Genomic DNA, 26,391 nt, shown 5'->3' on the forward strand with positions numbered 1-26,391 from the left:
GGCGTTATCCCGTGGTGAAAATGTTGCCTACCAGCGCCTGCCTGTCGATGGCGCTCTTGTTGTGCGGGTGTAACCCGTTGATGAGGGCGTCGTGGTACACCCTCGAAACCTCTGTGACGGGCCCGGCCCCGATCAACGTGACCCGCGCCCAGGTCGACGCGGTGCCATACCCGCAGATCCTGGTGACCACCGCCGTCAGCGAGGGCGTGATGGCCATGGCCCGGCGCCGGGGCGACCTGCAGTTCTGGGTCGCTTCCGGCAAGCAAGTGGTGATGATGCGTGACGGCCTGGTGGTACGCGCTGTCGGGCTGGGTGTTTCCCTGGATGGCACGCGTTTCAGTGGCGAATCGCCGTTCAAGCGCGGGCTCCAGCATCTGCCCGACGGCTACACCGGCACACGCTGGATCGACCTCTACGACGGCAACCGAATCGGTATCGCGGTCAACAGCCGTTTCAGCAGCCACGGTATCGAGACCCTCCGCATTCTGGACAAGGATTACGCCTTGCTGCGCATCGACGAGCAGGTGGACGTTCCCACCTTGAATTTCCGCGCCACCAACCATTATTGGGTCGACCCGCAGGATGGTTTCATCTGGCGCAGCGAGCAGCATTTGACGCCCCGGTTGGCCCTGAAAATCGTGCAGTTGCGTCCCGACCGGGAGGCAGCCCGATGAAGTGTTCGAAGCTTTTATGGCTGGGCCTGTTGCTGATCGGCCCCGGCACTGGCCAGGCGGCCGTTACAGTCAGTGGCGATGTGCGCAGCCCTGGCGCCTTCGAGGTCAAGCCGGGGGCGCGTTTGCTGGACGTTATTCGTGTGGCCCAACCCAATGCAGAAAGCTACTGGTTGGGCGCCGCATGGCTGCACCAGTCGTTGGTGAGCACGCAGGAACGCTTGAAGGCAGGGGTTTTGTTCGATCTGAAACTGCTGCAACGAGGGGCCTTGCTGGATGACCGTGGCTCCCGGGCGGACTTGAGTGCGCGTTTGTATCGACAGGTCGAACAGTTGCCGGTCACCGGCCGCCAGGTGCAAGTGCTGGACCCGATCGCCGTGGAGACGGGGTTCGCGCGCAACGCATTGCTGGATGACGGGGACCGGCTGGTCTACCCCGTGAGGCCGTCCACCGTGCACGTGCTCGGCGCGGTCGCGCAGTCCTGTGATGTGCCGTACCGGGCCATGCGCGAGGTGCGGGATTATGTTGGCGACTGCACGGTCCTCGATGACGCCGAGCGCGATGATCTGTGGCTGATCCAGCCCGACGGCCAGGTACGGCGCGTGGGCGTGGCGGCGTGGAATCGCGAGGACGGCGTGGTGGCGGCCCCCGGCAGCAGGATCCTGGTGCCGATCCGCAGCGACGACCTTGAGACGCCGACCCCTGATCTCAACCAACAACTGGCCGAGTTTTTCGCCACTCAACCGTTGGCTGAGGTGAACCCTTGAATTTACGTTTTGCGGCTGTACTGCTGTTGCCTTGCGGGTTGGCTCACGGTGACCCCCGTTACACCCAAAATGATTTCGGCGGCGTGGGCCTGCTACAGACCCCCACCGCACGCATGGCCCCGGCGGGAGAGTTGAGCGCCAACGCCAACCGCACCGATCCCTACTCGCGCTACAGTTTTTCCCTGCAACCGTTTGATTGGCTGGAGGGTTCGTTTCGTTATACCGCCATCAGCAACCGCCGGTACGGCGCCGAGGCGTTGAGCGCAAGCCAGAGCTTCAAGGACAAGGCCATCGACTTCAAGGCGCGGCTCTGGGAGGAAAGCCGGTGGGCACCGCAGGTGGCTTTCGGTGCCCGGGACATCGGCGGTACCGGGCTGTTTTCCAGCGAATATTTTGTCGCCAACAAGCGCCACGGCAACCTGGATTTCAGCCTAGGCATCGCCTGGGGCTACCTGGGAAACCGAGGCGACTTCGGCAACCCGCTGTCGGTGTTCGGCAGCAAATTCAACGACCGGCCCAAGAGCACTGCGGTCGTCGCCAGGGCAGGGGATGTGAACTCCAACGCCTATTTCAGGGGCCGCCCTTCGTTGTTCGGCGGGATCGCCTATCAAACGCCCTGGGAACCCTTGAGCCTGAAACTCGAATACGAGGGCAATGACTACAAGCACGAGCCGTTGGACAACCCGATCAAGCAGGACTCGCCGGTAAACATTGGCGTGGTCTATAAGCTGGCTGACAGCGTCGACCTGAGTGCGGCCTGGGAACGCGGGAATACCGCGATGTTCGGCATCACCCTGCACACCAACTTTGTCAGCCGCAAGGCACCGGTCAAGACCTATGACCCGCCCGCCGAACCGTTGCCGGCGCGCATGCCCACCACCCCGGCCGACCAGGTCAACTGGGCCAACGTCGCCGACAGGCTGCAGCAGAATGCCGGCTACAAGGTGGAGCGCATTGCCCGGCGCGGCTCGGAATTGATGGTGTATGGCGAGCAGCAACGCTACTTCTATTCAGCCAAGGCCGTGGGACGCGCCAGCCGGATTCTCGACAACAGCGCCAATCAGGATATCGACTGGTTCACCCTGGTGAACAAGCGCTATGACATGCCCATCGAAGAAACCAGCGTGCCCCGTGACACCTTCCGCGCCGTGGTGAACAACCAGCAACCGTTGACGGACCTGCACCGTAATACCGAGGTCAATCCGGCGATTGCCCATCGGGAAACCACGCTCTACAGCAGACAATCCGAGCCGTTCAACTATGGCCTTGGCCTGGGTTACAAACAGAACATCGGTGGCCCCGACGGCTTGCTTTATCAGTTCACTGCCGACGCCGACGCGGAGTACCGTTTTACCCGCAATACCTGGTGGAGCGGCTTGCTCAGCGCCAACCTGCTGAACAACTACGACAAGTTCACCTACGACGCACCCAGCGGGTTGCCGCGAGTACGCACCGACCTGCGCCAATACATGACCACGTCCGATGTGACGATGCCGAACTTCCAGGTCAACCATGCGCAGCGCCTGGACCGCGACCTGTATGGCATGGTCTACGGCGGCTACCTGGAGTCCATGTACGCCGGGGTGGGCGGCGAGGTGTTGTTCCGGCCGGCGGGCAAGCACTGGTCAGTGGGCGCAGACCTGAACTTCGTGCGCCAGCGTGATTTCAACCAGGGCTTCGGCCTGCGGGATTACCAGACCATCACCGGCCATGTCACCAGCTATACCGAGCTGCCCTATGACACCCTGGCCGCCGTCAGTGTGGGGCGTTACCTGGCGCGGGACTGGGGCACCACCGTCGACATCTCGCGCCAGTTCAAGAACGGCGTGAAGTTTGGTGGCTGGGTGACGCTGACCACCGCCTCGAAGGAAGAATATGGCGAAGGCAGCTTCGACAAGGGTATCTATATTTCCGTCCCCTTCGACGAATTGATGAGCACCTCGACGATGCGTCGGGCCAACGTCGTATGGGCGCCACTGACCCGTGACGGCGGCGCACGCCTGAACCGCGGCTATTCGCTGCAGACCATGACCGACGGGCGTGACAGCGAGTTGTTCTACAACAACTTCGAGAAGATCACGGAGTGACGGTGCGGCATCTGCCGACCAGGTTGTCGACTGCCCGGCGTTGAATGCGCCGGGCAGTCGCCAAGCCAGAACGCTACAGCGCCAGGTGCAATGCCGGCGCGCAACACTTGTCTGACTTTCCTCTTTGATGACTATGCGAATGGCCCGGGCCCGGGCGTCGCTGTGGGCGCTATCGTTGCGCCTTGCGGGGAGTGGTGGCGGGGAGGGCGCAAAGCGCGCCTGGTGCCCCGCGCCGCCGATGCAGCGGCACGGGGAAGGGCGGGGTCAGTAGATGTCTTTGGACAGCAGGGTAAACGGCGTCTTGAACAGGATCTTGATGTCCAGCCACAGCGACCAGTTGTTGATATAGCGCAGGTCGATATCGACGCGTTGCTGCATCTTCTCCAGGGTCTCGGTTTCACCCCGGCAGCCATTGACCTGCGCCAGGCCGGTGATGCCGGGCTTGATGCGATGCCGCGCCATGTACGCGCGAATCTTGCCCGAGTAGTAGTCATTGTGGGCGACGGCATGCGGGCGTGGGCCGACCAGTGCCATATGCCCTTGCAGCACGTTGAACAGCTGGGGCAGCTCGTCGATGGAGGTGCGGCGGATAAATCGCCCTACGGGGGTAATGCGTGAGTCGTTGCGGCTCGCCTGGCGCACTTCGTGGTCGTCATGCACGCGCATCGAGCGGAACTTCCAGACCTTGATCACCTCGCCGTTCCAGCCGTGACGATCCTGCTTGAAAATTACCGGGCCGGGAGAGGTAAGTTTGATCAGCAGGGCGAACAGCAGCAGCAACGGGCTGAGCAGGATGATCGCCAACAGGGCCAGGCTCTTGTCCAGCAGCGACTTGCTCAGTGCGGCGGTCGGCCGGCTGGTCAGCGGGCTTTCATTGAGGAAGATCGCGGGCAATCCATCCACCTCGGCCACGCTGTGGTTGAGCAGCAGCATGTTGTTGAGGTCGGGCACCCAGATCACGTCCACGCTGATCTCCAGCAGGTTGAGGTACAGCGCCTCGATGTGGGTCGCTTCCTGGAGAGAGTGAGTGATGTACAGGCGGCGGATACCGTGCTGGCGGATGAGTGCGGGAAGATCGGGCAAGTCACCGAGGATCTGAGGCTGGGTGCCGGCCTGGGGGGAGGTGGTGCGGGGACCTACGAGACCGACCAGAGGGGAGCGTTTTTGCCTGGCGAGAGTATTGGCCAAGTCGGTTGCAAGTTTTCCCGTACCAATAATCAGCGATTTCTGGCGCTCATGTAGTTGCCGGTGGTAGTACCTGGATAGACTGTGAATGGGAATGTAGCAAAGGGCTAGTATTGGATAGCTGACAGCGGCCCACAGTAGCAGGATCTCGAAGGGAAACAGCGAACTGGCATTACAGGCTATGCCGACCGCGAACAATATGCCCAGGGTCAATAACCAGCCGGTGAATAATCGTCCCAGCCCAACAAAAAAGTCATCTTTTTTGCTATAGACGTCACATAACATGTAGGCCGGTATAGAGGCCAGTATTGTAATGGCTGCCAATATCCGGTAGTGGGATTCCAATTGCCCGGTCTTGAAAAGTACCAGTGAAAACAAAAGTACAACGACCACACTCAGGGCAATTGCCCACTGTCCCCAAAAGGTCAGGCCTTTGGGTGTAAGGTTACGATGCATTCTTCTGTTGTTAAGCATACTTCTGCTCCCTGTGGTATCCACTCACGTGCTGGCAGGTTAAAGCGAGGCGTGGTTTTAATGACTATCAAATGGCAGGCGCACGCGTAGGCGTGCGTATTGATAGTAATAAATGGCAGGGAGCAATGGCTGACGACTTATAACGCGGTCATGTTGTTATAAAATGGCAGATAGAAAGGTGTTCTAATAGGCAGGGTGAATTGTAATTTTTATGAAATAATTATTGTTCTGTGACGTTCGCGCGACTGCTCAGCGGGCTTTTTATTTTTTGTGTCAGGCAGTAGCCACGGTTACGCACCGCGCGGAACAGGCGTTCGCCATCATTCACGCGTTTGAACTTGTCCTGCAATCGGCTAAGACACATTTCAAGCCCGCGATAGAGGTCGGGCTCACGTCCGATGTTGCGGATAAGTTCTTCCTTGCTGACCACACGTTCTTCATGGTTCAACATTTTCTTGATCAATGCCGACTCAATAGTGGTCAAGGAAATGCGTAGCCCACCTTTCACCAGCGCACGATCTTGCTGGGTAAGTAGCCAGACATCGGGGCCGCGTAATGCAGAGGATGAGTTAACTGTTTCCGTGGTGGTGTTATTCAGGTCCGGGTGTGTGACGTCTGATTTTAGAGCCGTAATGTTAGGTTTTTTTGACGCGTCGTAAAGTTGTCGGGTCAGTCGATTACTGGCTTCGTAAAGTCTTTTGGCGGCGACATAGTTACTGAGCCACAGATTGAAATTCTGCTCTTTGGTAATGGCGTAGGAACTGGTCGAAGCGTCCGATGTTTTTTCCACGGTTTCGATCAGCGGCCCGCTGTCGACGTCGTAATGTAAAAATGCCACATTTGGCGTGAAATCGTGCAGTGCGATTGACGGGTACGTCGATGTAAATGTGTGTTTCTTGAGAGAACTCATGGCATTCACCGATTCCAGGAAAGTACGGGGGTTCATAAACTATCAGCAGGGGAGAAGTAGGGGCCCTGAAAATAGTCAAAAGGCAAGCGTCTGGCGAGAAGTGCGCTGTCGGCGTGCTCGACGTTGTCGGCGATGAAGGAGACCCGGGTGGTGCTCATCAGCCCCAGCATCTGGTCGTAAAGCCGGTCGAACAGGCCCGAGCGGGTGTTCAGACTGAGCCTGAGGGCCGAGTCTGGAAAAGGCATTTTTATATAGTCATAAAGACTCAAGTCGATCAGCAGGTCGGTGTTTTTTGTATTTAATGTGTAATTGTTATAGGCAAGCTTCAGGTTGCTCTGGTCTTTCAGGCTATACAGTTGACGGATCATGCTCCGGCGTTCCAGCGGGCCCGGAAGGGTGTCCAGTGTATTTTCAACGCTGACAATGAGTTGTTGTCTGTTTTTTTCCAGCGTGTGTGAAGTATCGATAATTTCCTTGAGCAGGTCCTCATTCATCAACAGCGATTGCTCAATTCGGAAAAACTTGTGGAGGCCCGGGCTTTTATCCGCGCGCAAACGTTTACTTGTGCGGGCAAATGAACTCGGCCTGGCATGTTGCAGGGCTTCGCTGTAGGCGTCTTTAAGTTGTTCGGAATAAAACGGGCAGGCGTCATCACGCGGGCTGTCGAGCGCAGGCTCGGCGTGGACACGGATCTCACTGCCCCACAGCGTGCAACTTCGTTCAAGTATCGCTTGCCGCGAAAAGGTGAAGCAGGCTGACGCCTCACGTAATAAGGTTCCGCTATTCACGGTTCGACCGCTCCCTGACGGGGTGGATATGATTAACCGAAGCCAGCCCTCTGCTTAGTTTGTAGCCGTAACCGCGAATGCTCTGGATTATATTGCTTCCGTAATGTGATTTTATTTTGCCACGTAACCGGCTAATCGATTTTTCGAGGGCCCTTGAGTCATAAAATCGGGGATTCAGTCCCATTACCACGGCGATTTCATCATGGCTGAGCAATCGATTATGAATGAGCGCTTCCAGTACTTTCATTTCGACAAAGGACACTTCGAGCTTTTTGCCACCCCCGTAGATGCACATGCGATCCTGATCGAGTAGCAAATCAGTATTACTTAGCCAGTATGTCTCGCTGAGGAACGCGGCAAACAGGGCAAGTTTTTTCTCGGGCGAGCTCTCGACGACCTTTATGCAGTAATCGGCGCCTGCGAGATAATATTTGGTTTTGCTTAGTGTAGTGGCGAAGGTGACAACCAGGAAAATGGTGCTGCCAGGATTTTCCGATCTGGTTTTTTTAATGATGTCCAGCGTTTGGGTGCTGGCAGAGGGGGTGTCGATCTCTATGATGATGGCACGGTAATGTCCATGGCTTGCATAGGGACCGATTAGTTGGCCGTAGGAGCGTGTATCGACTTTTAGATTTTTCGGTACAGTACGAACTATAAGCTCGCTGAAGTCCTCGGATTTCGATGGGGTCCGTGCAATAGCGAGGACGTTGGAAAAATGCATCACGTTGCTCCCTTTTCCGGCATGCGAGGCCGTCAATTCAATCGCTGCAGGCGTTTAGATGTTAATCGAATTGAATACGCCAAAACGTGACAAATTTTAACATTCGGCACTTTATTTGCGGGGGGTAAGGCGGATTTCAGGCGGGTGTTGAGAGCGGGTTTGTGGACCGGAGTACTCATATGCTAGTGCAAATTTTTTAGTGTGCGATAAGTATTTTAGGCGGGTTGATTTTTTTTGGCTGGAATGATTTAAGCCTTCTAGTCCCTTAGCTCTAAAAATGCTTATACGTGACTATTTATAATAATCCAGCAAGGCGATAGCGGGCGTCGTGTGCTGGGGGATGCTCGCGCGGTCGGCCAGGTAGCGCGCCGGCGGTTGGCCGATGGCCTTGCGGAACATGGTGATAAAGCCGCTGGCGTTTTCATAGCCGAGGTCCAGTGCCACCGTCTGCACACTTTCGCCTTTCGCCAGGCGCTGCAGTGACAGGATCACATGCAGTTGCCTGCGCCAGCGGCCGAAACTCAGGCCGATCTCCTCCAGCAACAAGCGCGTCATGCTGCGTTCGCTCATGCCGATGCGTACGGCCCATTCGCCCAGGGTGGCCTTGTCGCTGGGGTTGGCCAGCAAACTGTCGGCCAGGCGCCGCAGCCGAGTGTCCCGGGGCATGGGCAGGTGCAGGGCCTCCACCGGTGCCAGTGCCAGTTCGTCCAGCAGCGTGGCCACCAACCGGCCCTGGGCGCCCTCGGTGTCGTACAGCGGCGGGAAGCTGACGGCCTTGCTGATCAATTCGTGTAACAACGGCGATACCGCCAGGGTGCAGCATTGCCGGGGCAGGGCGCCGGCGGCGTCGGGGTCGACCAACAGACAGTAGATATCCGCTGCCCCCGACCCGCGCGCGGCATGGGAAAGGCCGCCCGGAATCCACAACGCGCACTGGGGGGGCACGATCCAGATACCTTCTTCGATGACGCAATGAATCACCCCGCGCAATGTGTACATCAACTGGCCCTTGCGGTGCTGGTGCGGTGCGTGCTCCCAACTCGCAGAGGTGCTTGAAGCGCTCACTGCAACCACCGCACGGGGAATTGCATCGGCGAGGGCCGGGCGCAACGGGTCACGGGTTTCGAGGCGGTGGTTGTACATGGCGGCGCGGCGTCTTGGCTGGAATGCGAAACATTCTGGCCATTCTGTGCAATGGCGTCCAGTGATGGCATGGCTATCATGAGAAACATTCTCGTTAAAGGAGCTTCCCATGCAACTCGACAGTTCAACATTCCCCGTGGTGAAAATCGTGTTTGACGCCCCCAGCGACACCCCCCCGCAAGATACCTTTGGCGCATTCGAGGCCTTGTTGCAGCGCGAGGAACCCTTCGTCCTGCTGCACGAGAAAGCCGTGGATGAAAGCACTCACGAGCACTCCCACGAAGAGCGCAAACAGGCCTCGATCTGGATGAAGAAGCACAAGGTGGCCCTGCGTACTTTCGTCAAAGGCATGATTCAGGTGGAGCCCAGCGCAGCCAAGCGCCTGGCGCTCAAGCCGTTTGCCGTGATGTTCGGCAAGGCGTGGGGCTACCCGTTGCTGGTGGTGGAATCCACGGATCAGGCCTGGGCATTGGCGCGGGATGTGCTGGATACCCAGGTGTCGGATGTGGCGCACTATTGAGTGTGGGGCGCTGCCGTGCTGCCGCGTACTGTGAGTTCGAACGGCACTACAACCTGACGCTCCGACAGCGGCGTTTTCTCGATCAGTGCGATGAGCATCTCGACCGCCTTGCGGCCGAAGACTTCGGCAGGCTGGGCAATGGTGGTCAGCGGCGGGTCGCAGTAGGCGGCGAAGGGGATGTCATCAAAGCCCACCAGGGAAATATCCTGGGGCACGCGCAGGCCCTGTTGCTTGATGCGCTTCAAGGCGCCGATGGCCATTTCGTCGTTCTCGCAGAACAGCGCAGTGGGCCGCTTGGGCAGGGCGAGCATGTTGCCTGCGCCCTCGAAACCGGCGTGCAGGGTGAAGTCGCCGTGGCAGATAAGCGCCGGGTCGCGGGGGATGCCCGCCGCGAGCAAGGCATCTTCATAACCGGCCACGCGGTCACGGGTCAGTGGGCTGCTTTTCGGGCCTTTGATCAAGCCGATGCGGCGGTGGCCGAGGTCGATCAAGTGCTGGGTCATGGCCCGGGCGGCGCCACGGTTGTCGAGGCTGATGGTGGGGTGGCGACCGTCCTGGATCACCTCGCAGGCGTTCACCAGTGGCGGTGAGTCGCTGCAGTCGCTGAACGGGTCCGAGGCCCGCAACTGAATCACACCGTCGGCCTGATGAGCGTGGACCAGTTCGGCGAACTGTTTTTCGATTTCTGCCTGGCCCCGAGTGTCGCACAACAGCAACCGATAACCCGATGCCTGCGCCGCTTGCTGTGCACCGCTGATGACCCGGGCGAAAAACGTGTTGGCAATCGCCGGCACCAGGATCACCAGGTTGCCGGTGCGCCGCGAACGGAATTGCACCGCCATGCGGTTCGGCCGGTAACCGGTCTGTTCCACGGCGGCGTTGACCTTGTCGCGGGTCTCGGGCAACACGCGTTCAGGGCTGGCCAGGGTCCTGGACACGGTGGCCACCGAGACCCCGGCCAGGCGGGCGACTTCACGAATATTGGACAAGACCACCTCGTTATCAGAACAGCAGCCTGCAAGTTTACCGCAGTCGGGGTTTGACACCGCGAGCAACCAGGCCTAAATTTCCGGCACGATGTAACCGGTTACATCATGATCGGTAATTGCCCATAAAGAGAAGACTTGCGATGACGGTTGCTGTGCAAAAAATAAGAATGGGCTTTGTTGGCGGCGGCGAAGGCGCCTTCATCGGCCAGGCTCACCGCCAGGCGGCGGGGCTGGATGGGTGTTATGAACTGGTGTGCGGTGCCTTCAGCCGTGAGCCCGAGAACAACCGGAGCACCGGCAATGCGCTGGGCCTGCCCGCGTCCCGCTGTTACAGCGAATGGCAGCAGATGCTCGCCGCCGAACAGGCACTCCCGGCCGAGCAGCGCATGCAGCTGCTGGTGATCGTCACCCCCAATCATCTGCATGCACCGATTGCGACCCAGGCGCTGCAGGCGGGCTTCCACGTGTTCAGCGAGAAGCCGGCCGCGCTCAATCTTGTTGAAGTGCAGGCGCTGGCAGACGTTGTCAAAAACAGTTCCGGGCTTTATGGGCTGGCACACACCTACCTGGGCTACCCGATGGTGTGGCAGGCCCGCGACATGGTGCGCAATGGCGTGATCGGCGCGTTGCGCAAAGTGATCGTCGAGTACCCACAAGGCTGGCTCAGCCAGGACGTGGCCGGGCAGGGCAACAAACAGGCGGACTGGCGCAGCCGGCCCGAGCTGTCGGGACTGGGCGGCTGCATCGGCGACATCGGCACCCACGCCTTTTCCCTGGCCGAGTTCATCGCCGACCAACCGATCGAACAGCTTTGCGCGAACCTGGGCATCCATGTACCCGGCCGGCAACTGGATGACGATGCCGCCATGCTGTTCAAGATGGCCTCCGGCGCGAGCGGCGTGCTGATCGCCAGCCAAGTGTGTGCCGGTGAAGAGAACCCGCTGAAGATCCGCCTCTATGGCGACAAGGGCGGCCTGGAATGGCGCCAGGAAGAACCCGCCAGTCTGATCCATCGTTCCCTCGACCAACCGCTGCGCATCCTGCGTTCCGGCGTCGGCCAGCCCTGGCTGTGCGACGCGGCATTGCAGCGCATGCGCCTGCCCGCCGGGCATCCCGAGGGTTACCTGGAAGCCATGGCCAACCTCTACCGCGACTTCGCCAAGGCCATTCGCCAAGGCACCGAGGCCGTTGGCGTACCCGGCATCGAAGTCGGCGTGCGCGGCATGGCCTTTATCGAAGCCGTGATCGCCAACCATCACGGCGACGCGAAGTGGACCACCCTGGCGAACCACCCATGAAGGAGACTACAGACATGCGCGGCCCAGGCATTTTTCTCGCCCAGTTCATCTCGGACGAAGCGCCTTTCGAGACCCTGGCCAACATCGCCCAATGGGCGGCGTCCCAGGGCTACAAGGCGATCCAGTTGCCCACACTCGGCACCCGCTACATTGACCTGGCCCGCGCTGCAGAAAGCCAGGCCTACTGCGATGAACTCAAGGCGACCTGCGCCCATGCCGGCGTCGAAATCAGCGAGCTATCGACCCACCTGCAGGGCCAACTTGTGGCCGTGCACCCGGCATTCGACACGCTGTTCGACGACTTCGCCCCGGCCCATCTGCGCGGCCAGCCCCAGGCACGGACCGAGTGGGCCATCGACCAATTGAAACTCGCCGCCCGCGCCAGCCAGCGCCTTGGCTTGACGGCCCACGCGACCTTCTCCGGCGCGCTGCTCTGGCCGTACATCTACCCCTGGCCACAACGCCCCAGCGGCCTGGTGGAGCAAGGCTTTGCCGAGTTGGCCAAGCGCTGGCTGCCGATTCTCGATTGCTTCGAGGCGGCCGGCGTCGACCTGTGCTACGAAATCCACCCCGGCGAAGACCTTCACGACGGCGCCTCTTTTGAGCGCTTCCTCGAAGCCGTCGACCACCATCCCCGGGCCAACATTCTCTACGACCCCAGCCACCTGCTGCTGCAGCAAATGGATTACCTGGGCTTCATCGACCGCTACCACGCGCGCATCCGCATGTTCCACGTCAAGGACGCCGAGTTTCGCCCCGACGCGCGCTCCGGCGTGTATGGCGGCTACCAAGGATGGGTCGACCGCCCTGGCCGTTTTCGCTCATTGGGCGATGGTCAGATCGACTTCAAATCGATCTTCAGCAAGCTCACCCAATACGACTTCAACGGTTGGGCCGTGCTGGAGTGGGAGTGCTGCCTGAAGGACGCGCAACAAGGCGCGGCAGAAGGGGCGGAGTTCATCCGCCAGCACATGATCCGCAAGACCAGCAAGGCATTCGATGACTTCGCCGGCGTGACATCCGACGAGCAATCCAACCGACGGCTGCTGGGCCTGCCCGACGCCTGAACAGCGCTTCTGACTCAAAATAACAATAAAACGGTGACCACAATGAAAGCGCGACTGAGCGTCATGATGTTCCTGCAATTCTTCATCTGGGGCGGCTGGTTCGTCACCCTCGGCACCTTCCTCGCCAGCAACCTGGGGGCCAGCGGCGGGCAGATCGGCATGGCGTTTTCCACCCAGTCGTGGGGGGCGATCATCGCCCCGTTTATCATCGGCCTGATCGCCGACCGCTACTTCAACGCCGAGCGCATCCTGGCGGTGCTGCACCTGATCGGCGCGGTGCTGCTGTACCAGCTGTACCGCGCGCCGGACTTCGTCGGCTTTTATCCCTACGTGCTGGCATACATGGTCATCTACATGCCGACCCTGGCACTGGTGAACTCGGTGGCCTTCCGGCAAATGAGCGACCCGGCCCAGGAGTTTTCGCGCATCCGTGTGTGGGGCACCTTGGGCTGGATTGTTGCGGGGCTGGTGATCAGCTTTGTGTTCGCCTGGGATTCGCAGCAGTCGATCACCACGGGCGCGTTGCGCAACACCTTCCTGATGTCTGCCATCGCGTCAGTGGTGCTGGGTTTCTACAGCTTCACCTTGCCGCGTACCGCGCCCTTGAAAGCCGAGGCGGGCAAGGGTGATATCAAGCAACTGCTCGGGCTGGATGCGCTGGGGTTGCTCAAGGATCGCAGCTACCTGGTGTTCTTCATCGCCTCGATCCTGATCTGCATTCCCCTGGCGTTCTACTACCAGAACGCCAACCCGTTTCTCGCGGAAATCGGCGTGACCAACCCCACGGCAAAAATGGCCATTGGGCAAGTGTCCGAGGTGCTGTTCATGCTGCTATTGCCGCTGTTCATCCAGCGTTTTGGCATCAAGGTCGCGCTGTTGGTGGGCATGCTGGCGTGGGCGCTGCGCTATGCGCTGTTCGCCTACGGCAATAATGGCGAGCTGGCCTTCATGCTGTTTACCGGGATTGCGCTGCATGGCATCTGCTATGACTTCTTCTTTGTCTCGGGGCAGATCTACACCGACGCGAAAGCGCCGGAGCGCTTCAGGAGTTCGGCGCAGGGGCTGATTACCCTGGCTACGTACGGTGTGGGCATGTTGATTGGGTTCTGGGTGGCAGGGCAGGTGACCGACCACTATGTGGCGGCGGGTGGCAGCCATAACTGGCGCAGCATCTGGTTGTTTCCGGCGGGGTTTGCGCTGGTGATCTTTTTTTGTTTTTCGCTGGCGTTCAAGGGGCGGGAGCGGGTGGCGGCAGAGCCGGCTGATTGACGCATGGCGCCCGCAAAGCGGCGTTGCGCAGCGTTGGTATCGCGCTAGAATGGCCCGGCGCAGCGAGTCGACTGTGCGGCCAGAATGTTTGAAGGAGACGCTAATTGCTGTGCAACCAGTGCGAAGAAGAACACCGGATTGACGAGATGGAGCTGGCGTTTCGACGTCCTGATGCCGTTATGGCGCTATCGCAAGACGACAGAGAGAGTGGGGTCCAGGAGAACAATGACCTGGCCATCATCGGCGGTAAGCAATTTTTCATTCGTGCGTTGCTGCCATTGCCGGTGCTGGGTCGCGAGGAGGTTTTTCACATCGGTATTTGGGTCAGGATCGAGCAGTTGGATTTTGAGCGGGTTTACGAACTCTGGGATGACCCGCAGCAATCAAGCGAACCACCGTTTTCGGTGACGATTGCCAATGACATCCCGGGTCTGCCTGCAACATGTGGGCTCCCCGCCATGCTGAACCTGACTGACCCGGCTAACCGGCCAAAGGTGACGCTGATCGCGAGTAACCATCCGCTGTCGTTTGAGCAATGCCGAGGCATTACGGCGCATCGTGCACACGAATATGTGGTGTGGACACGTTGACGCCACTGCCAGTAGAGACCATAAGAAACGCTGCGACCGAATGCCCGACTCTTCATGGATTGACCAACAGTTAAAGTCTGAATAAACGAAGACCTCGTTGTGCGCGCCTGCGCGTTTTTACCCCCTGGGTTTCAGGTATCCTCCGCGCCCGCCAATCACTATTTTCCAAACCATGCCAGAACACAACATGCAGGCCCTGTTGGAGTCGATCCTCGACGAAGTCCGTCCACTGATCGGCCTCGGCAAGGTCGCCGACTACATCCCCGCGCTCGCCGACGTGCCGGCCCAGCAACTGGGCATTGCCGTGTATGGCAATGACGGCTCGTCCTACTGCGCGGGTGATGCTCACACCTTGTTCTCCGTACAGAGCATCTCCAAGGTATTCAGCCTGGTGCAGGCCATCGACCATGGCGGCGAAAGCATCTGGGAACGCCTGGGCCACGAACCTTCGGGGCAGCCGTTCAACTCCATGGTGCAACTGGAGTTCGAGCGTGGGCGGCCACGTAACCCGTTTATCAACGCCGGTGCGCTGGTGATCTGCGACATCAACCAATCGCGCTTTGCCGTGCCTATTTTGTCCATGCGTGATTTTGTGCGGCGGCTGTCGGGCAACCCACAGATCCTGGTCAACAGCGTGGTGGCCGAATCCGAAGCCCAGCACGGTGCGCGTAATGCGGCCATGGCGTACCTGATGAAGTCCTTCGGCAACTTCCACAATGACGTGGATGCAGTGCTGCACAGCTACTTCAACTATTGCGCATTGCAGATGAGCTGCCTGGACCTGGCCAAGGCATTTTGCTTCCTGGCGAATGAGGGGGTGTGCACCCACAGCGGCGAGCAGATTCTGACGGCGCGCCAGACCAAGCAAGTGAACTCGATCATGGCCACCAGCGGGCTGTATGACGAGGCGGGGAACTTTGCTTATCGCGTTGGCTTGCCGGGCAAGAGCGGGGTAGGCGGCGGGATTCTCGCGGTGGTGCCGGGGCAGTTTACGGTGTGCGTGTGGTCGCCGGAGTTGAATGCGGCAGGCAATTCGCTGGCGGGGATGAAGGCGTTGGAGTTGTTGAGCGAGCGGATCGGATGGTCGGTTTTTTGAAGAGACTTGATCGCTCCCACGCTCTGCGTGGGAGCGCAGCCCTGGACGCTCTGCGTCTGCCTTTGTGACGCGGAGCGTCACCGTAGGCATTCCCACGCGGAGCGTGGGAACGAGCTTAAAATCCGAGTGCGTCTCCCTGTCGAGGAGAGTGCTGCTACCATCGACGCAATCCCTCATCAGTCAGAGACAATCCATGTTGCCTAATCGCGTGGTCCAGGCCGCCGCCAAGTCGGTGCTGCAGCAGCTCGTTACGCGGATCACGCCACAGTCCACCGAAGCCTCCATCGCCGAAATGGCGACGCAGATGCTCGCGGATTCCGGCTATCCGCAGACCTGGTATTACGACTGCCCGGCCTTCGTATTGCTGGGTTCGCGCAGTGCGCTTTCGGTGTCGGGACGCGACTATCGGCCCAGTGATGAAGCCGTTGGTTTACACAATCTGATCACGGTGGATTTGAGCCCGAGAGCAGGCAATGTGTGGGGCGACTGTGCCCGCTCTTTATATGTGGAGGAGGGCGTGTGCCGGGCGGTGCCGGTGGGGGCCGAGTTCAGCAGGGGTTATGAAGTCGAGCACCTGCTACACGCGATGATGCGCACATTCGCCCGGCCTGAAACCACGTTCAACGATCTCCACGCGTTCGCCAATGACCTGATCGCATCCGAGGGTTTCGAGAACCTCGATTTCGCCGGCAACGTCGGCCACAGCATCTGCGAGCAGCGTGACCAAAGGCTCTACATCGAGGCGGGCAATCATCGGCGCCTGGAGGAGGTGACGTGCTTTACCTTCGAGCCGCATGCTCGCGAGCGAGGCGGTCGCTGGGGCTACAAGCATGAAAATATCTATTTCTTCAGTGATGAGGGAAAGGTCTGCGAGCTTTGACGAAGGCGCCGGTCTCCTGAGGACACGCGGCGCCTTCGGTTTTTTCGCGAGCAAGCTCGCTCCTACAGGGAGAGGCGATCCAGCAGGCTGTACCACGCCACGCCCGCGCCGATGTAGAAGCGTTGCAAGCCATGCAGTGGCAACCGCTGCAAAGGCGTTACCGGGTAAGCGAAGTCGGAGCGGCTGTCACACAAGCGCCCGGCCAATTGCTGGCCGAGGCTGGTGCACAGGGCTATCCCGCGTCCGTTACAGCCCAATGCCAGGGTCAGGCCGGGTGCGGGCTCGTGGACGTGGGGCATAAAGTCCCGGGTGATCGCGATCCGGCCCGCCCAGCGGTACTCGAAGTCCAGCTTGCCCAGCTGGGGAAACAACAGTGCCAGCGAACGTTCCAGGTGCGCAAAATCTGCGGGCCCGGTGGGATCTTCGAACAACCCGCGCCCGCCCATCAGCAGGCGGCCATGGGCATCCTTGCGAAAGTACAGCAGCAGCCGTTGGGCGGTTGAGACGGTTTCCTGCCCCGGCAAAATGCTCTCGGCCGCAGGCCCGCTCAAGGGCCGGGTGGCGACGATAAAGCTGTTGGCCGCGAGCACACTCTGGGCCATGCCGGGCCACAAGTCGCCGCTGTAGCCGTTGGTGGCCAGTACCACCTGGCCGGCCGACACCTGCGCGCCGCTCGCGGTCTGCAACTTCCAGCCCGCGCCCGCCTGTTGCATCGCGGTCACTGCGCTCTGCCCATGAATGCGCACGCCCGCCGCCTGGGCTGCACGCACCAGGCCCCGAGCATAGGCCAAGGGTTGGATGGCACCCGCGCGACCGTCCAGCCAGCCACCGGCAAACGCCTGGCTGCCCATGCGGGCGGACACCGCGCCGGCATCCAGGCGCTGCACCGGCACCCCGCGACGCTCCCACTGTTCGGCCCGGGCGTGCAGGCCCGCCACGCCTTTTTCGGAATAGGAAACCTGCATCCAGCCCTTGCGAGTGGGCGCACAGTCAATGCCATGGCGCTCGATCAGGTTGAACACCAGGTCTGCCGAGTTGGACACGGTATGGATCAGTGGCTCGGCGCGCTCGGCACCGTACATCTGCACCAGTTGATCCGGGTCGTATTTGAGTGTCGGGTTGACCTGCCCGCCATTGCGCCCGGACGCGCCCCAGCCGGGCTCGTTGGCCTCCAGCACGCACACGCTCACGCCGCGCTCCGCCAGGTGCAGCGCCGTGGACAAGCCGGTATACCCGGCGCCGACGATGGCCACGTCCACCTTCAATGACTCAGCCAACGCGGGTGTTTGCGGTGCAGCGGGCGCCGTCGCGGCCCAGAGTGACTTCATGGCAGGCTCCGGGTGTTGGCCGTCGGGTGCAGCACGCGGCGCAGGAAGTCCTGGGTGCGCGGCTGTTGCGGGTTGCCCAGCACCTGTTCGGCCGGCCCGCTCTCTACGATGTAGCCGCCGTGGAGGAAGCACACGCGGTCGGCCACTTCCCGGGCAAAGCCCATTTCGTGGGTCACCACGATCATGGTCATGCCTTCGTCGGCGAGGGTGCGCATCACCTCCAGCACATCGCCCACCAGTTCCGGGTCGAGGGCCGAAGTGGGTTCGTCGAACAGCATGGCGTCGGGTTTCATCGCCAGTGCGCGGGCGATGGCAACCCGCTGTTGCTGGCCGCCGGAGAGTTGTTCCGGGTAGGCATCGGCCTTGGCCGACAGGCCGACTTTATCCAGCAGCGCCAGGGCTTCTTCGCGGGCCTGTTGCAGCGGTTCGCCCTTGACGTACACCGGGCCTTCCATCACGTTTTCCAGCACGGTGCGATGGGGGAACAGGTTGAAGCGCTGGAACACCATGCCCATGCGGCTGCGCAGGGCATGCACGGTCTTGCTGCTGCGCTGCACGGTTTCACCGAATACGCGGATGGTGCCGCCGTCGTAGGCTTCCAGGGCGTTGATGCAGCGCAGCAAGGTGGATTTGCCCGAGCCGGACGGGCCGATCAGGCACACCACTTCGCCCTTGGCCACGTCCAGGTCGACGCCGTGCAGCACGCGATGGGTGCCGTAGTGCTTTTGCAGTTGGCGAATCTCGATCATGCTTTTTTCCTCCGGCCCAGGTGCTGTTCCATGCGGCGCAGGCCATACACCAGCGGCAGGCTCATCAGCAGGTAGAGCAGGGCGACCAGGGTGTAGACGGTCATGTTCTGGAAGGTGGACGAGGCGATCAGTTGGCCCTGGCGCGTCATCTCGGCGACGGTGATGGTGGACACCAGCGACGAGTCCTTGAGCATCATCACCAGGGTGTTGCCGTAGGGCGGCAAGGCGATGCGAAAGGCCTGGGGCAGGATCACCCGGCGCATCATCAGCACCGAGCGCATGCCCAGGGCTTCGGCGGCTTCACGCTGGCCCTGTTCGACGGCGATGATGCCGGTACGGAAGTTCTCCGCCTGGTACGCCGAGTAGGCGATGCCCATGCCGATCACACCCGCCTGGAATGCACTGAGGTGCACGCCCATGTCCGGCAACACGAAGTAGATGTAGAACAGCTGCACGATGATCGGCAGGCCGCGAATCACATTGATCACGGTGCTCGCCGCCCACGACAGCGCCTTGATCGGCGACAGTTTGAGCAGCGCCAGCACCAGGCCGATAGCGCTGCTGAGCAGGAACGACAGCACGGTGATCTGGATCGTCACCCAGGCGCCTTGCAGCAGGATCGGCAGGAAGTCCTGGGCGTTTTGCAGGAATTCAGCCGGGTTCATGGCTGCACCTGGGCATCAAGCCCCCACTTCTTCAGGATCGCGTCCAGGGTGCCGTCGGCCTTGATGCTGGCGATGGCCTGGTTCAGGCGTGCGAGGGTTTCGCTGTCGCCTTTGCGCACCACCAGGCACACCTCGCCGACGTTGACCGGCTTGTAGTCGGCGGCGAGCTTCACGCCCTTGAACAGCTTCTGGCGGATCTGGTACGCCACCACCGGCTGGTCACCCACGGCGGCCTTGATGCGGCCCAGGCTCAGGTCGCGGACCATTTCGCCGATGGAGTCGTAGGTGCGGATTTCCTTGAAGATCCCCAGCTTGTTGAGCATGTCGTAGAAGATCGTGCCGGCTTGTACACCCACTACCTGGTCCTTCAAGGAACTGAGGTCGGTATAGGTCGCGTTGTCGTCGGCACTCACGATCAGGCCTTCACCATAGGCGTACACCGGCGCGCTGAAGTCCACCACCTGGGCACGCTCCGGGGTCTTGAGCATGCCGGCGGCGATCAAGTCGAGCTTGCCCGAGGTGAGGGACGGGATCAGCGCGGCAAAGTTGGTCTGCTCGATTTCGCTGGTGAAACCACCGGCCTTGCCCACTGCGTTGGCGACGTCGACCATCACGCCCTGGATGCTGTTGCTCTTGATGTCGAGGAAGGTGAACGGCGAACCGCTGGCCGTTGCACCGACTTTGTACGAGGCTGCACCGGCGGCGTGCACGGTGGCCACGCAAAAGGTGGCGCAAAGACCGAAGGCGAGGCGGCGAAACAAGGGCGAAAGACTGTTCATCGGGTTACTCCAGAAGGAAAACGGATCGTCAGTACCGCGAGCGGTTACCGAGCAAACCGCAAGCTCTGTGCCATTTCGATTAAATAAAATCGTTTTACGCTACTGAAATTAAACAAAATGAACCATTCGTATCGGTATGCGATTTTTAGTGGTCGAATTTCGCGATTTCGTGTAGAAATATCGCCACGCTTGATCGACCTGACCGCGAGTTCGCCATGTCCGAAGAACGCAACAGCTTGCACAACCAATCCCTGGAAAAGGGCCTGTCGGTGCTCAAGGCATTCAGCGCCCAGCGCCGCAGCATGAGCCTTGCAGAGGTGGCCGAGGCTGCCGGCATGACCAAAAGCTCGGCCCAGCGCATGGTGTTTACCCTCGAGAGCCTGGGTTACCTTCGGAAACACTCGCGCACCCGTCATTACCAACTCACACCACGGGTGCTGGAGTTGGGCTTCAGTTATCTGGATGCGCATTCGCTGATTGAAGTGGCCAACCCGTTCCTCTCGGAATTGACCCGCCTGACGGGAGAAACCTCGTGCCTGACCGAGCCTGCGGGTTACGACATGACGTATATCGCGCGGTTTGTCAGCTCCGGCTTCGTGCCGGTACACATGCCGATTGGCTCGCGGGTGCCGATGTATTGCACGGCGTCGGGGCGCGCGTATCTGAGTGCGTTGCCGCAGGATGAGGCGCTGGCATTGATCGAGCACAGCCAGCGGGTGGCGCATACCAGCCAGACGTTGACTGAGGTCGACAGGATCATGGAGTCGTTGCAGCAGGTGCGCGAGCAGGGCTATGCGGTGAATGGCCAGGAACTGTTTCTGGGCGACATGACCATCGGCGCGCCGGTGCTGGGGGCGAATGGCCGGCCAGTGGCGGCGGTGCATGTGGTGGCGCCCACCAGTCGGTGGAGCCGGGCGGATGCGGAGAAGCAGTTGGCGCCGGCGTTGTTGCAGTGCTCAAGGGCGTTGAGCAATTCGGCGCGTAACCTGGAGTAACCCGCTCTCAAGAACACAGCAAATCCAAAATGTGGGAGCGGGCTTGCTCGCGAATGCGGTGTATCAGTCGCCAGATGCAGTGACTGGCACACCGCATTCGCGAGCAAGCCCGCTCCCACATTTTGATCTTCATTGTTCTTTGATATTTATGTGAGCCCCAACAAAAAATGCGCCCCTGAGGGCGCATTTTTTTGTTCGGTCAACTATCGCCTGTCAGGCAATCGCATCCCAGGCACGGTCACCGTTCTCGTCTTTGATCCGAGTCGGCAAGCCCATCACGTCCAGCGCCTTCAGGAACGGCTCAGCCGGCAGTTCCTCGACGTTGGCCATGTGCTTCACGTCCCACTCGCCACGGGCAACCAGCAGCGCTGCGGCTACCGGCGGTACGCCGGCGGTGTAGGAAATGCCCTGGCTGTCGGTCTCGGCGAAGGCTTCTTCGTGGCAGGCCACGTTGTAGATGAACAGCTCGCGTGGCTGGCCATCCTTGGTGCCCTTGACCAGGTCGCCGATGCAGGTCTTGCCGGTGTAGCCAGGCGCCAGCGACGACGGGTCGGGCAGCACGGCCTTGACCAGTTTCAGCGGCACGACTTCCAGGCCTTCGGCGGTGGTGACCGGTTTTTCGGAGAGCAGGCCGAGGTTTTTCAGCACGGTGAACACGTTGATGTAGTGTTCGCCGAAGCTCATCCAGAAACGCACATTGGGCACGTCGAGGTTTTTCGACAGCGAGTGCACTTCATCGTGGCCGGTCAGGTACAGGTTCTGCGAACCGACCACAGGCAGGTCGTCGGTGCGTTTGACTTCGAACATGGTGTTGCTGGTCCACTGGCTGTTCTGCCAGCTCCACACCTGTCCGGTGAATTCGCGGAAGTTGATTTCCGGGTCGAAATTGGTGGCGAAATATTTGCCATGGGAGCCGGCATTGACGTCGAGAATGTCGATCGAATCAATGCGGTCGAAATGCTTTTGTTGCGCCAGCGCTGCATAAGCGTTGACCACACCCGGGTCGAAGCCCACGCCAAGGATGGCCGTGATGTTCTTCTGTTTGCACTCTTCCAGGTGGTTCCATTCGTAGTTGCCGTACCACGGCGGGGTCTCGCAGACCTTGCCCGGCTCTTCGTGGATGGCGGTGTCGAGGTACGCCACGCCGGTGTCGATGCAGGCACGCAGTACCGACATGTTGAGGAACGCGGAACCGACGTTGATGACGATCTGCGATTCAGTCTCGCGGATCAGTGCCTTGGTCGCTTCCACGTCCAAAGCGTTCAGCGCGAAGGCCTGGATGTCGGCGGGTACCTTGAGGCTACCCTTGGCCTTGACGCTGTCGATGATGGCCTGGCATTTGGAGATGTTGCGCGACGCGATAGCAATACGACCGAGTTCGTCGTTGTGCTGCGCGCACTTGTGGGCCACCACCTTGGCGACACCTCCTGCACCAATGATAAGAACGTTCTTTTTCAATTGCTTTATCTCTCCTTTATCTGTCCGCTTTACGAAAGGCTGGACAGGTAGTCGTCGTAACCAAATTCACGAACCACTTCGACTGTACCGTCGAGTTGTTTCACTACGATGGACGGCATTTTCAGGCCGTTGAACCAGTTTTTCTTGACCATGGTGTAGCCTGCCGTGTCGATGAACGACAGTCGATCGCCGATGGCCAGCGGCTGATCAAATTGGTACTCACCGAAGATGTCCCCGGCCAGGCACGACTTGCCGCACACCATGTAGGTGTGTTCGCCATTGCTTGGCGCCAGCTTGGCGTTGAGGCGATAGATCAGCAGGTCCAGCAGGTGGGCTTCGATGGAGCTGTCTACCACGGCGAGGTTCTTGCCGTTGTAGAGGGTGTCGAGCACGGTCACTTCCAGGGAGGCGCTGTTGGTGATCGCCGCTTCGCCGGGTTCCAGGTACACCTGCACGTCGTACTTCTGCGAGAACGCCTTGAGGCGCTGGCAGAAGGCGTCGATGGCATAGCCTTCACCGGTGAAGTGGATGCCGCCGCCGAGGCTGACCCAGTTGACCTTGTGCAGCAGCGCGCCGAAGCGTTCTTCGATGGTGTTGAGCATCTGGTCGAACAGGTTGAAATCACCGTTCTCGCAGTTGTTGTGGAACATGAAGCCGGAGATTTGCTCGATCACACCTTCGATCTTCACCGGGTCCCACTCGCCCAGACGGCTGAACGGGCGCGCCGGGTCGGCCAGCAGGTAGTCGGAGCTGCTCACTTGCGGGTTGACGCGCAGGCCGCGGGTCTTGCCTTCGCTGCGCTCGGCAAAGCGCTGCAGCTGGCTGATGGAGTTGAAGATGATCTTGTCGCAGTTGTCGAGCATCTCTTCGATTTCATCGTCGGCCCAGGCCACGCTGTAGGCGTGGGCTTCACCTTCGAACTTCTGGCGACCCAGCTTGAGCTCGTACAGCGACGACGAGGTGGTGCCGTCCATGTATTCCTGCATCAGGTCGAACACCGACCAGGTGGCGAAGCATTTGAGGGCCAGCAGAGCCTTGGCGCCGGACTGTTCGCGCACGTAGGCGATCTTCTGCATGTTGACCAGAAGCTTCTGTTTGTCGATGAGGTAGTACGGCGTTTTGATCATTTTCAGAGCCTGCGGCGGTGCCTGCCAAAAAAGGACACGCATTGTGCCCGCACTTGGGACAGATCGAAAGGTTAGTCAGCGGAATTTGCTGGCCCGGTTATAAGCTGGCCTGTGAATATGACAGCCCGTAGGTATGATGAGCCGCTTTGATAACGGACCACGGCTTGGGCGACGAGAGGTGAGAATGGACGCATGGACGCTGCATTGGCTGGAAGCTTCGGGGAGCCTGGCGCAGTTTCGCCCGCAGCTGATCCGAGAGTTTGAGGTCGCCTACGAGGCAATCGCGCAACTGCTGCCGCCGCCGCGGCTGGACATCCTGATCCAGCGGTTGCCGGGGGAGACCCTTCCGGAACTCGGCCTGGTGGGCCGTGCTTATCGCAGCACGATGTTCAGCATGACCCTTGATCCCGATAACCCGAATTTCCTCACCAGCCTGCGAAGCGGTGCATTGCGTCGACACGTGGTGCATGAGGTGCACCATTGCCTGCGCATGGCGGGCCCCGGTTATGGCTGGACGCTGGGGGAGGCGATGGTCAGTGAGGGCCTGGCCGGGCAGTTTGTGCGGCAGGTGCTGGGCAGTGAGCCGGAGTTGTGGGAGCGGGCGCTTGCCCCCCAGGAACTGCTGAGTGCCCCGGTAGACCGCCAGCTTCTCGAGGCCACGTATTACGACCACAGCGAATGGTTCTTTGGTACCGGCGCGCGGCCAAGATGGCTGGGGTACACGCTGGGCTACCAGATGGTGGAAACCTGGCTGGCAACGCAGGGCGACGTGGACGCCGCCACATGGGTCAATGTACCCGCCCAAGACATACTCGCCAACGCCGCCAAAGCGGGGTTGGTGGCCTGACTTTGAAATACAAGCCCACCAAACAACCCCTATCCCCTGTGGGAGCTGTCGAGCCTCAGCGAGGCTGCGAAGGCGGCGGCACAGCCGATAAATAAGCTGCCTGACACACCGCTATCGCAGCCTCGCTAAAGCTCGACAGCTCCCACATGACAAAAACGCACCCACACTGACATTAAACCGTCATCTCCCCCGAACGTATTCAGGCCGGTTGTCGTTGATCACCTGCATGAAGCCTTCTGATCAATTAATGATTTAGCGTGGGTTGCATGTTCGTCCTGTACCGGCTCAAACCCGCAGCGCAGATAAAAGCTTGCGCCCTCGTGGGTGTCGGTAGACAGGCGCACGACATGGAAGGATTGCGCAGCGCGTGCCAAAAGCTGGCCCACCAACGCTTTGCCCACCTGGCGTCCCCTTGATGCCCGTGCGACGTACACCCGGCGCAGCCTGCCAACCTCCGGACCGGCGTAAGGGTCATGGGACAAACCGCCAACGGCGATCAACTGCCCGTTGCTGAATACGCCCAAAAGACATTCGCCTGGCTGGTCGAATCGGTTGGCGCCGCTGTGCCACTCTGCAACGAGTCGCGTGAGAAACCTGAACCCTTCGGCGACGGCTTCTGCTTCCAATACCAGGATCTCTTCGGGCAACGCCGAGAGGGTGCGTATCGACAAACCGTCCGTTGACCTATCCACTGTATTGACTCAATTCCCTATTCGATGCAGCGACTATAACGCTCCCCTGGTATCACGTATTGGTCTTCAACTTGGTCCACCACCGAGTGGCCAACCGTGCAATCGCCGGCGGCGTCACACCCAGGCTGCGTGCTGATCATGCAGTGGTTTGGTCAGCAGGCGCGGCATGCTAACGTCACGTCTTGACTCTCTATCGCCAGCCCATCCATGAAAATGCCCGATATCGACGCCATCCAGGCGTTCGTCCTGGTCGCCGAACTCAAGAGCTTTACCCGCGCTGCCGATGCCATCGGCGGCACCCAGGCGGCTATCAGCCTGAAGATAAAACGCCTCGAAGAAAGCCTTGGCCGCAAGCTGCTGGAACGCACGCCGCGACGGGTCACGCTGTCGGCCCATGGCCAGATGTTTTTGGCCAGTGCCCGCCGCTTGCTGGACAACTACCAGGAAGCGATGAACTGTTTTGGCCCGCAGAAACGCACCTTGCGCGTGGGCGTCAGCCACCACATTGTCGGCGCCGATCTCAGCCTGTGGCTGCGGCGTTTGGCGACCACCGACCCGGACGTGATCGTGGCGTTCAGCCTCGGCACCTCGCGGGATATGTTGATGAACTACGAGCAGGGCAAGCTGGATGTGGCGATGATTCTGCGGCACGACAACCGTCGCCAGGACGGCGAAGTGGTGGGCATCGAACGCTTTGGCTGGATGGCTTCCCACGACTTCGAATTGCGCCAGGGCGGGGCGTTGCCCCTGGCGATCCAGCCGGAACCCTGCGGCATGCGCAGCATGGTGATGGCGGCGCTGGCCGAGCAGAACCGTGCCTGGGAAGAGGCGTTTGTGGGCAGCGGGATCCTGGCGATCGGCGCTGCTGTGGTGGCGGGGATTGGCATCGGTGCGATGGTGGGGCGGATGGCGCCCGGTGGCTGCGTCGACGTGGAGCAGCGTTTCGACCTGCCGCCGCTGCCCAGTCGTGAAGTGGTGCTGTATACGGCGCAGCGGGACTCTCAGGCGCAAGCGTTGATCCGCACGTTGAGCGCCGATATTCCCGCCGATTGAACTAGAAAATCAGGCGCCCGGCCCAAGCCATCAGCAGCGCCAGGCTGCCGATGCCGAGGAGTGTGAGCCCAAGGGCTACGAAGTGAACGAGGAGGGTGGTCAGTGGCGGCTGCTGTTCCATGTGGGGGCTTCCTTGGGGCTTGGGAAGCAAAATTATGCTGAGCGGCCGGGCACCGAAACAGACGCCGCCAGCTATTTCAGTGATAAGCAAAACCAAGGCCCACCCACTCCCGCGCGCATGGA

General features: G+C 60.4%; 26 protein-coding genes. 13 read left to right on the forward strand and 13 right to left on the reverse strand.

Translation table 11 applies throughout. The features are described from left to right. Window positions 1–14 precede the first annotated feature (14 nt). Genes HX818_RS09590 through HX818_RS09600 form a run of 3 tightly spaced genes read left to right on the forward strand, consistent with a single transcriptional unit; the run spans window position 15 to window position 3,525 of the window. Window positions 15–674 (forward strand): YjbF family lipoprotein, encoded by a 660-nt coding sequence (locus HX818_RS09590; protein ID WP_371315707.1) that lies wholly within the window; start codon window positions 15–17, stop codon window positions 672–674. After that, a complete protein-coding gene (locus HX818_RS09595) occupies window positions 671–1,438 on the forward strand; it encodes a capsule biosynthesis GfcC family protein (protein ID WP_008435436.1) in 768 nt (255 codons plus the stop codon). The genes HX818_RS09590 and HX818_RS09595 overlap by 4 nt, the downstream gene beginning before the upstream one ends. Next, window positions 1,435–3,525, forward strand: coding sequence for a YjbH domain-containing protein (locus tag HX818_RS09600; protein WP_177008623.1), 2,091 nt, complete (start codon window positions 1,435–1,437; stop codon window positions 3,523–3,525). Before HX818_RS09595 ends, HX818_RS09600 begins: the two co-directional genes overlap by 4 nt. Before the next feature lie 264 nt (window positions 3,526–3,789). Here HX818_RS09600 and HX818_RS09605 read toward each other — a convergent pair whose 3' ends face one another. The 5 genes from HX818_RS09605 to HX818_RS09625 all read right to left on the reverse strand — a co-directional run bounded on the left by HX818_RS09605 (window position 3,790) and on the right by HX818_RS09625 (window position 8,746). Then, window positions 3,790–5,184: an undecaprenyl-phosphate glucose phosphotransferase gene (locus HX818_RS09605; protein ID WP_087694227.1), complete on the reverse strand. Its 1,395-nt coding sequence runs from the start codon at window positions 5,182–5,184 to the stop codon at window positions 3,790–3,792. Window positions 5,185–5,404: 220 nt separating this feature from the next. After that, on the reverse strand, window positions 5,405–6,094 hold the full coding sequence (locus tag HX818_RS09610) for a winged helix-turn-helix domain-containing protein (protein ID WP_177019928.1): 690 nt from the start codon (window positions 6,092–6,094) through the stop codon (window positions 5,405–5,407). A gap of 32 nt (window positions 6,095–6,126) precedes the next feature. After that, the gene (locus HX818_RS31035) at window positions 6,127–6,882 is read right to left on the reverse strand and encodes a hypothetical protein (RefSeq protein ID WP_177019929.1); all 756 of its coding nucleotides are present in this window, start codon (window positions 6,880–6,882) and stop codon (window positions 6,127–6,129) included. Beyond that, window positions 6,875–7,603 (reverse strand): winged helix-turn-helix domain-containing protein, encoded by a 729-nt coding sequence (locus HX818_RS09620; protein WP_003211381.1) that lies wholly within the window; start codon window positions 7,601–7,603, stop codon window positions 6,875–6,877. Before HX818_RS09620 ends, HX818_RS31035 begins: the two co-directional genes overlap by 8 nt. A gap of 291 nt (window positions 7,604–7,894) precedes the next feature. Beyond that, window positions 7,895–8,746 (reverse strand): helix-turn-helix domain-containing protein, encoded by an 852-nt coding sequence (locus tag HX818_RS09625; RefSeq protein ID WP_003211383.1) that lies wholly within the window; start codon window positions 8,744–8,746, stop codon window positions 7,895–7,897. Between the two features lie 109 nt (window positions 8,747–8,855). Between HX818_RS09625 and HX818_RS09630 the strand changes: the two genes are divergently transcribed. Further along, entirely contained in the window at window positions 8,856–9,266 is a 411-nt protein-coding gene (locus tag HX818_RS09630) for a hypothetical protein (protein WP_003211385.1), read from the forward strand. On the opposite strand, the gene HX818_RS09635 is transcribed toward HX818_RS09630, so the two are convergent. Beyond that, on the reverse strand, window positions 9,260–10,255 hold the full coding sequence (locus HX818_RS09635; protein ID WP_177019930.1) for a LacI family DNA-binding transcriptional regulator: 996 nt from the start codon (window positions 10,253–10,255) through the stop codon (window positions 9,260–9,262). The genes HX818_RS09630 and HX818_RS09635 overlap by 7 nt on opposite strands. 167 nt (window positions 10,256–10,422) lie before the next feature. On the opposite strand from HX818_RS09635, the gene HX818_RS09640 reads away from it, so the two are divergent. The 6 genes from HX818_RS09640 to HX818_RS09665 all read left to right on the forward strand — a co-directional run bounded on the left by HX818_RS09640 (window position 10,423) and on the right by HX818_RS09665 (window position 16,455). Further along, window positions 10,423–11,553: a Gfo/Idh/MocA family protein gene (locus HX818_RS09640; RefSeq protein ID WP_177020120.1), complete on the forward strand. Its 1,131-nt coding sequence runs from the start codon at window positions 10,423–10,425 to the stop codon at window positions 11,551–11,553. 14 nt (window positions 11,554–11,567) lie between these two features. After that, the gene (locus tag HX818_RS09645; RefSeq protein ID WP_177020121.1) at window positions 11,568–12,620 is read left to right on the forward strand and encodes a sugar phosphate isomerase/epimerase; all 1,053 of its coding nucleotides are present in this window, start codon (window positions 11,568–11,570) and stop codon (window positions 12,618–12,620) included. Between the two features lie 42 nt (window positions 12,621–12,662). Next, complete coding sequence (locus HX818_RS09650) at window positions 12,663–13,889, forward strand: nucleoside permease (protein WP_177019931.1); 1,227 nt, start codon at window positions 12,663–12,665, stop codon at window positions 13,887–13,889. Window positions 13,890–13,993: 104 nt separating this feature from the next. Then, on the forward strand, window positions 13,994–14,479 hold the full coding sequence (locus HX818_RS09655; protein WP_003211394.1) for a DUF2199 domain-containing protein: 486 nt from the start codon (window positions 13,994–13,996) through the stop codon (window positions 14,477–14,479). Between the two features lie 187 nt (window positions 14,480–14,666). After that, on the forward strand, window positions 14,667–15,575 hold the full coding sequence (gene glsB / locus HX818_RS09660; RefSeq protein WP_003211397.1) for a glutaminase B: 909 nt from the start codon (window positions 14,667–14,669) through the stop codon (window positions 15,573–15,575). A 193-nt stretch (window positions 15,576–15,768) separates the two neighbouring features. Beyond that, a complete protein-coding gene (locus HX818_RS09665; RefSeq protein WP_177019932.1) occupies window positions 15,769–16,455 on the forward strand; it encodes a M24 family metallopeptidase in 687 nt (228 codons plus the stop codon). Window positions 16,456–16,517: 62 nt separating this feature from the next. On the opposite strand, the gene HX818_RS09670 is transcribed toward HX818_RS09665, so the two are convergent. Genes HX818_RS09670 through HX818_RS09685 form a run of 4 tightly spaced genes read right to left on the reverse strand, consistent with a single transcriptional unit; the run spans window position 16,518 to window position 19,976 of the window. Beyond that, window positions 16,518–17,783, reverse strand: a complete 1,266-nt coding sequence (locus tag HX818_RS09670; protein ID WP_177019933.1) for an FAD-binding oxidoreductase — start codon at window positions 17,781–17,783, stop codon at window positions 16,518–16,520. Then, a complete protein-coding gene (locus tag HX818_RS09675; protein ID WP_177019934.1) occupies window positions 17,780–18,532 on the reverse strand; it encodes an amino acid ABC transporter ATP-binding protein in 753 nt (250 codons plus the stop codon). The genes HX818_RS09670 and HX818_RS09675 overlap by 4 nt, the downstream gene beginning before the upstream one ends. After that, entirely contained in the window at window positions 18,529–19,197 is a 669-nt protein-coding gene (gene ehuD, locus HX818_RS09680) for an ectoine/hydroxyectoine ABC transporter permease subunit EhuD (RefSeq protein WP_008435412.1), read from the reverse strand. The genes HX818_RS09675 and ehuD overlap by 4 nt, the downstream gene beginning before the upstream one ends. Further along, complete coding sequence (locus HX818_RS09685) at window positions 19,194–19,976, reverse strand: ABC transporter substrate-binding protein (protein ID WP_177019935.1); 783 nt, start codon at window positions 19,974–19,976, stop codon at window positions 19,194–19,196. Before HX818_RS09685 ends, ehuD begins: the two co-directional genes overlap by 4 nt. Window positions 19,977–20,191: 215 nt before the next feature. On the opposite strand from HX818_RS09685, the gene HX818_RS09690 reads away from it, so the two are divergent. Beyond that, window positions 20,192–20,971, forward strand: a complete 780-nt coding sequence (locus HX818_RS09690; protein WP_008435411.1) for an IclR family transcriptional regulator — start codon at window positions 20,192–20,194, stop codon at window positions 20,969–20,971. Window positions 20,972–21,184: 213 nt separating this feature from the next. Here HX818_RS09690 and HX818_RS09695 read toward each other — a convergent pair whose 3' ends face one another. Both HX818_RS09695 and HX818_RS09700 read right to left on the reverse strand, forming a co-directional pair. After that, the gene (locus HX818_RS09695) at window positions 21,185–22,429 is read right to left on the reverse strand and encodes a saccharopine dehydrogenase family protein (protein WP_003211412.1); all 1,245 of its coding nucleotides are present in this window, start codon (window positions 22,427–22,429) and stop codon (window positions 21,185–21,187) included. 29 nt (window positions 22,430–22,458) lie between these two features. Beyond that, window positions 22,459–23,556 carry a carboxynorspermidine decarboxylase gene (locus HX818_RS09700; protein WP_003211413.1) on the reverse strand — a complete coding sequence of 366 codons (1,098 nt, stop codon included), beginning with the start codon at window positions 23,554–23,556 and terminating at the stop codon, window positions 22,459–22,461. Window positions 23,557–23,740: 184 nt separating this feature from the next. Here HX818_RS09700 and HX818_RS09705 point away from each other — a divergent pair, with 184 nt between their 5' ends. Continuing rightward, entirely contained in the window at window positions 23,741–24,403 is a 663-nt protein-coding gene (locus HX818_RS09705) for a DUF2268 domain-containing putative Zn-dependent protease (protein WP_177019936.1), read from the forward strand. A 218-nt stretch (window positions 24,404–24,621) separates the two neighbouring features. Here the strand turns inward: HX818_RS09705 and HX818_RS09710 are convergent, their stop codons facing one another. Continuing rightward, window positions 24,622–25,095 carry a GNAT family N-acetyltransferase gene (locus tag HX818_RS09710; protein WP_177019937.1) on the reverse strand — a complete coding sequence of 158 codons (474 nt, stop codon included), beginning with the start codon at window positions 25,093–25,095 and terminating at the stop codon, window positions 24,622–24,624. Window positions 25,096–25,302: 207 nt separating this feature from the next. Between HX818_RS09710 and HX818_RS09715 the strand changes: the two genes are divergently transcribed. Next, entirely contained in the window at window positions 25,303–26,148 is an 846-nt protein-coding gene (locus HX818_RS09715) for a LysR family transcriptional regulator (RefSeq protein ID WP_256344376.1), read from the forward strand. Window positions 26,149–26,391 lie beyond the last annotated feature (243 nt).

Origin of the sequence: Pseudomonas sp. F9001 (assembly GCF_013385435.1) — a bacterium.
GTDB lineage: Bacteria > Pseudomonadota > Gammaproteobacteria > Pseudomonadales > Pseudomonadaceae > Aquipseudomonas.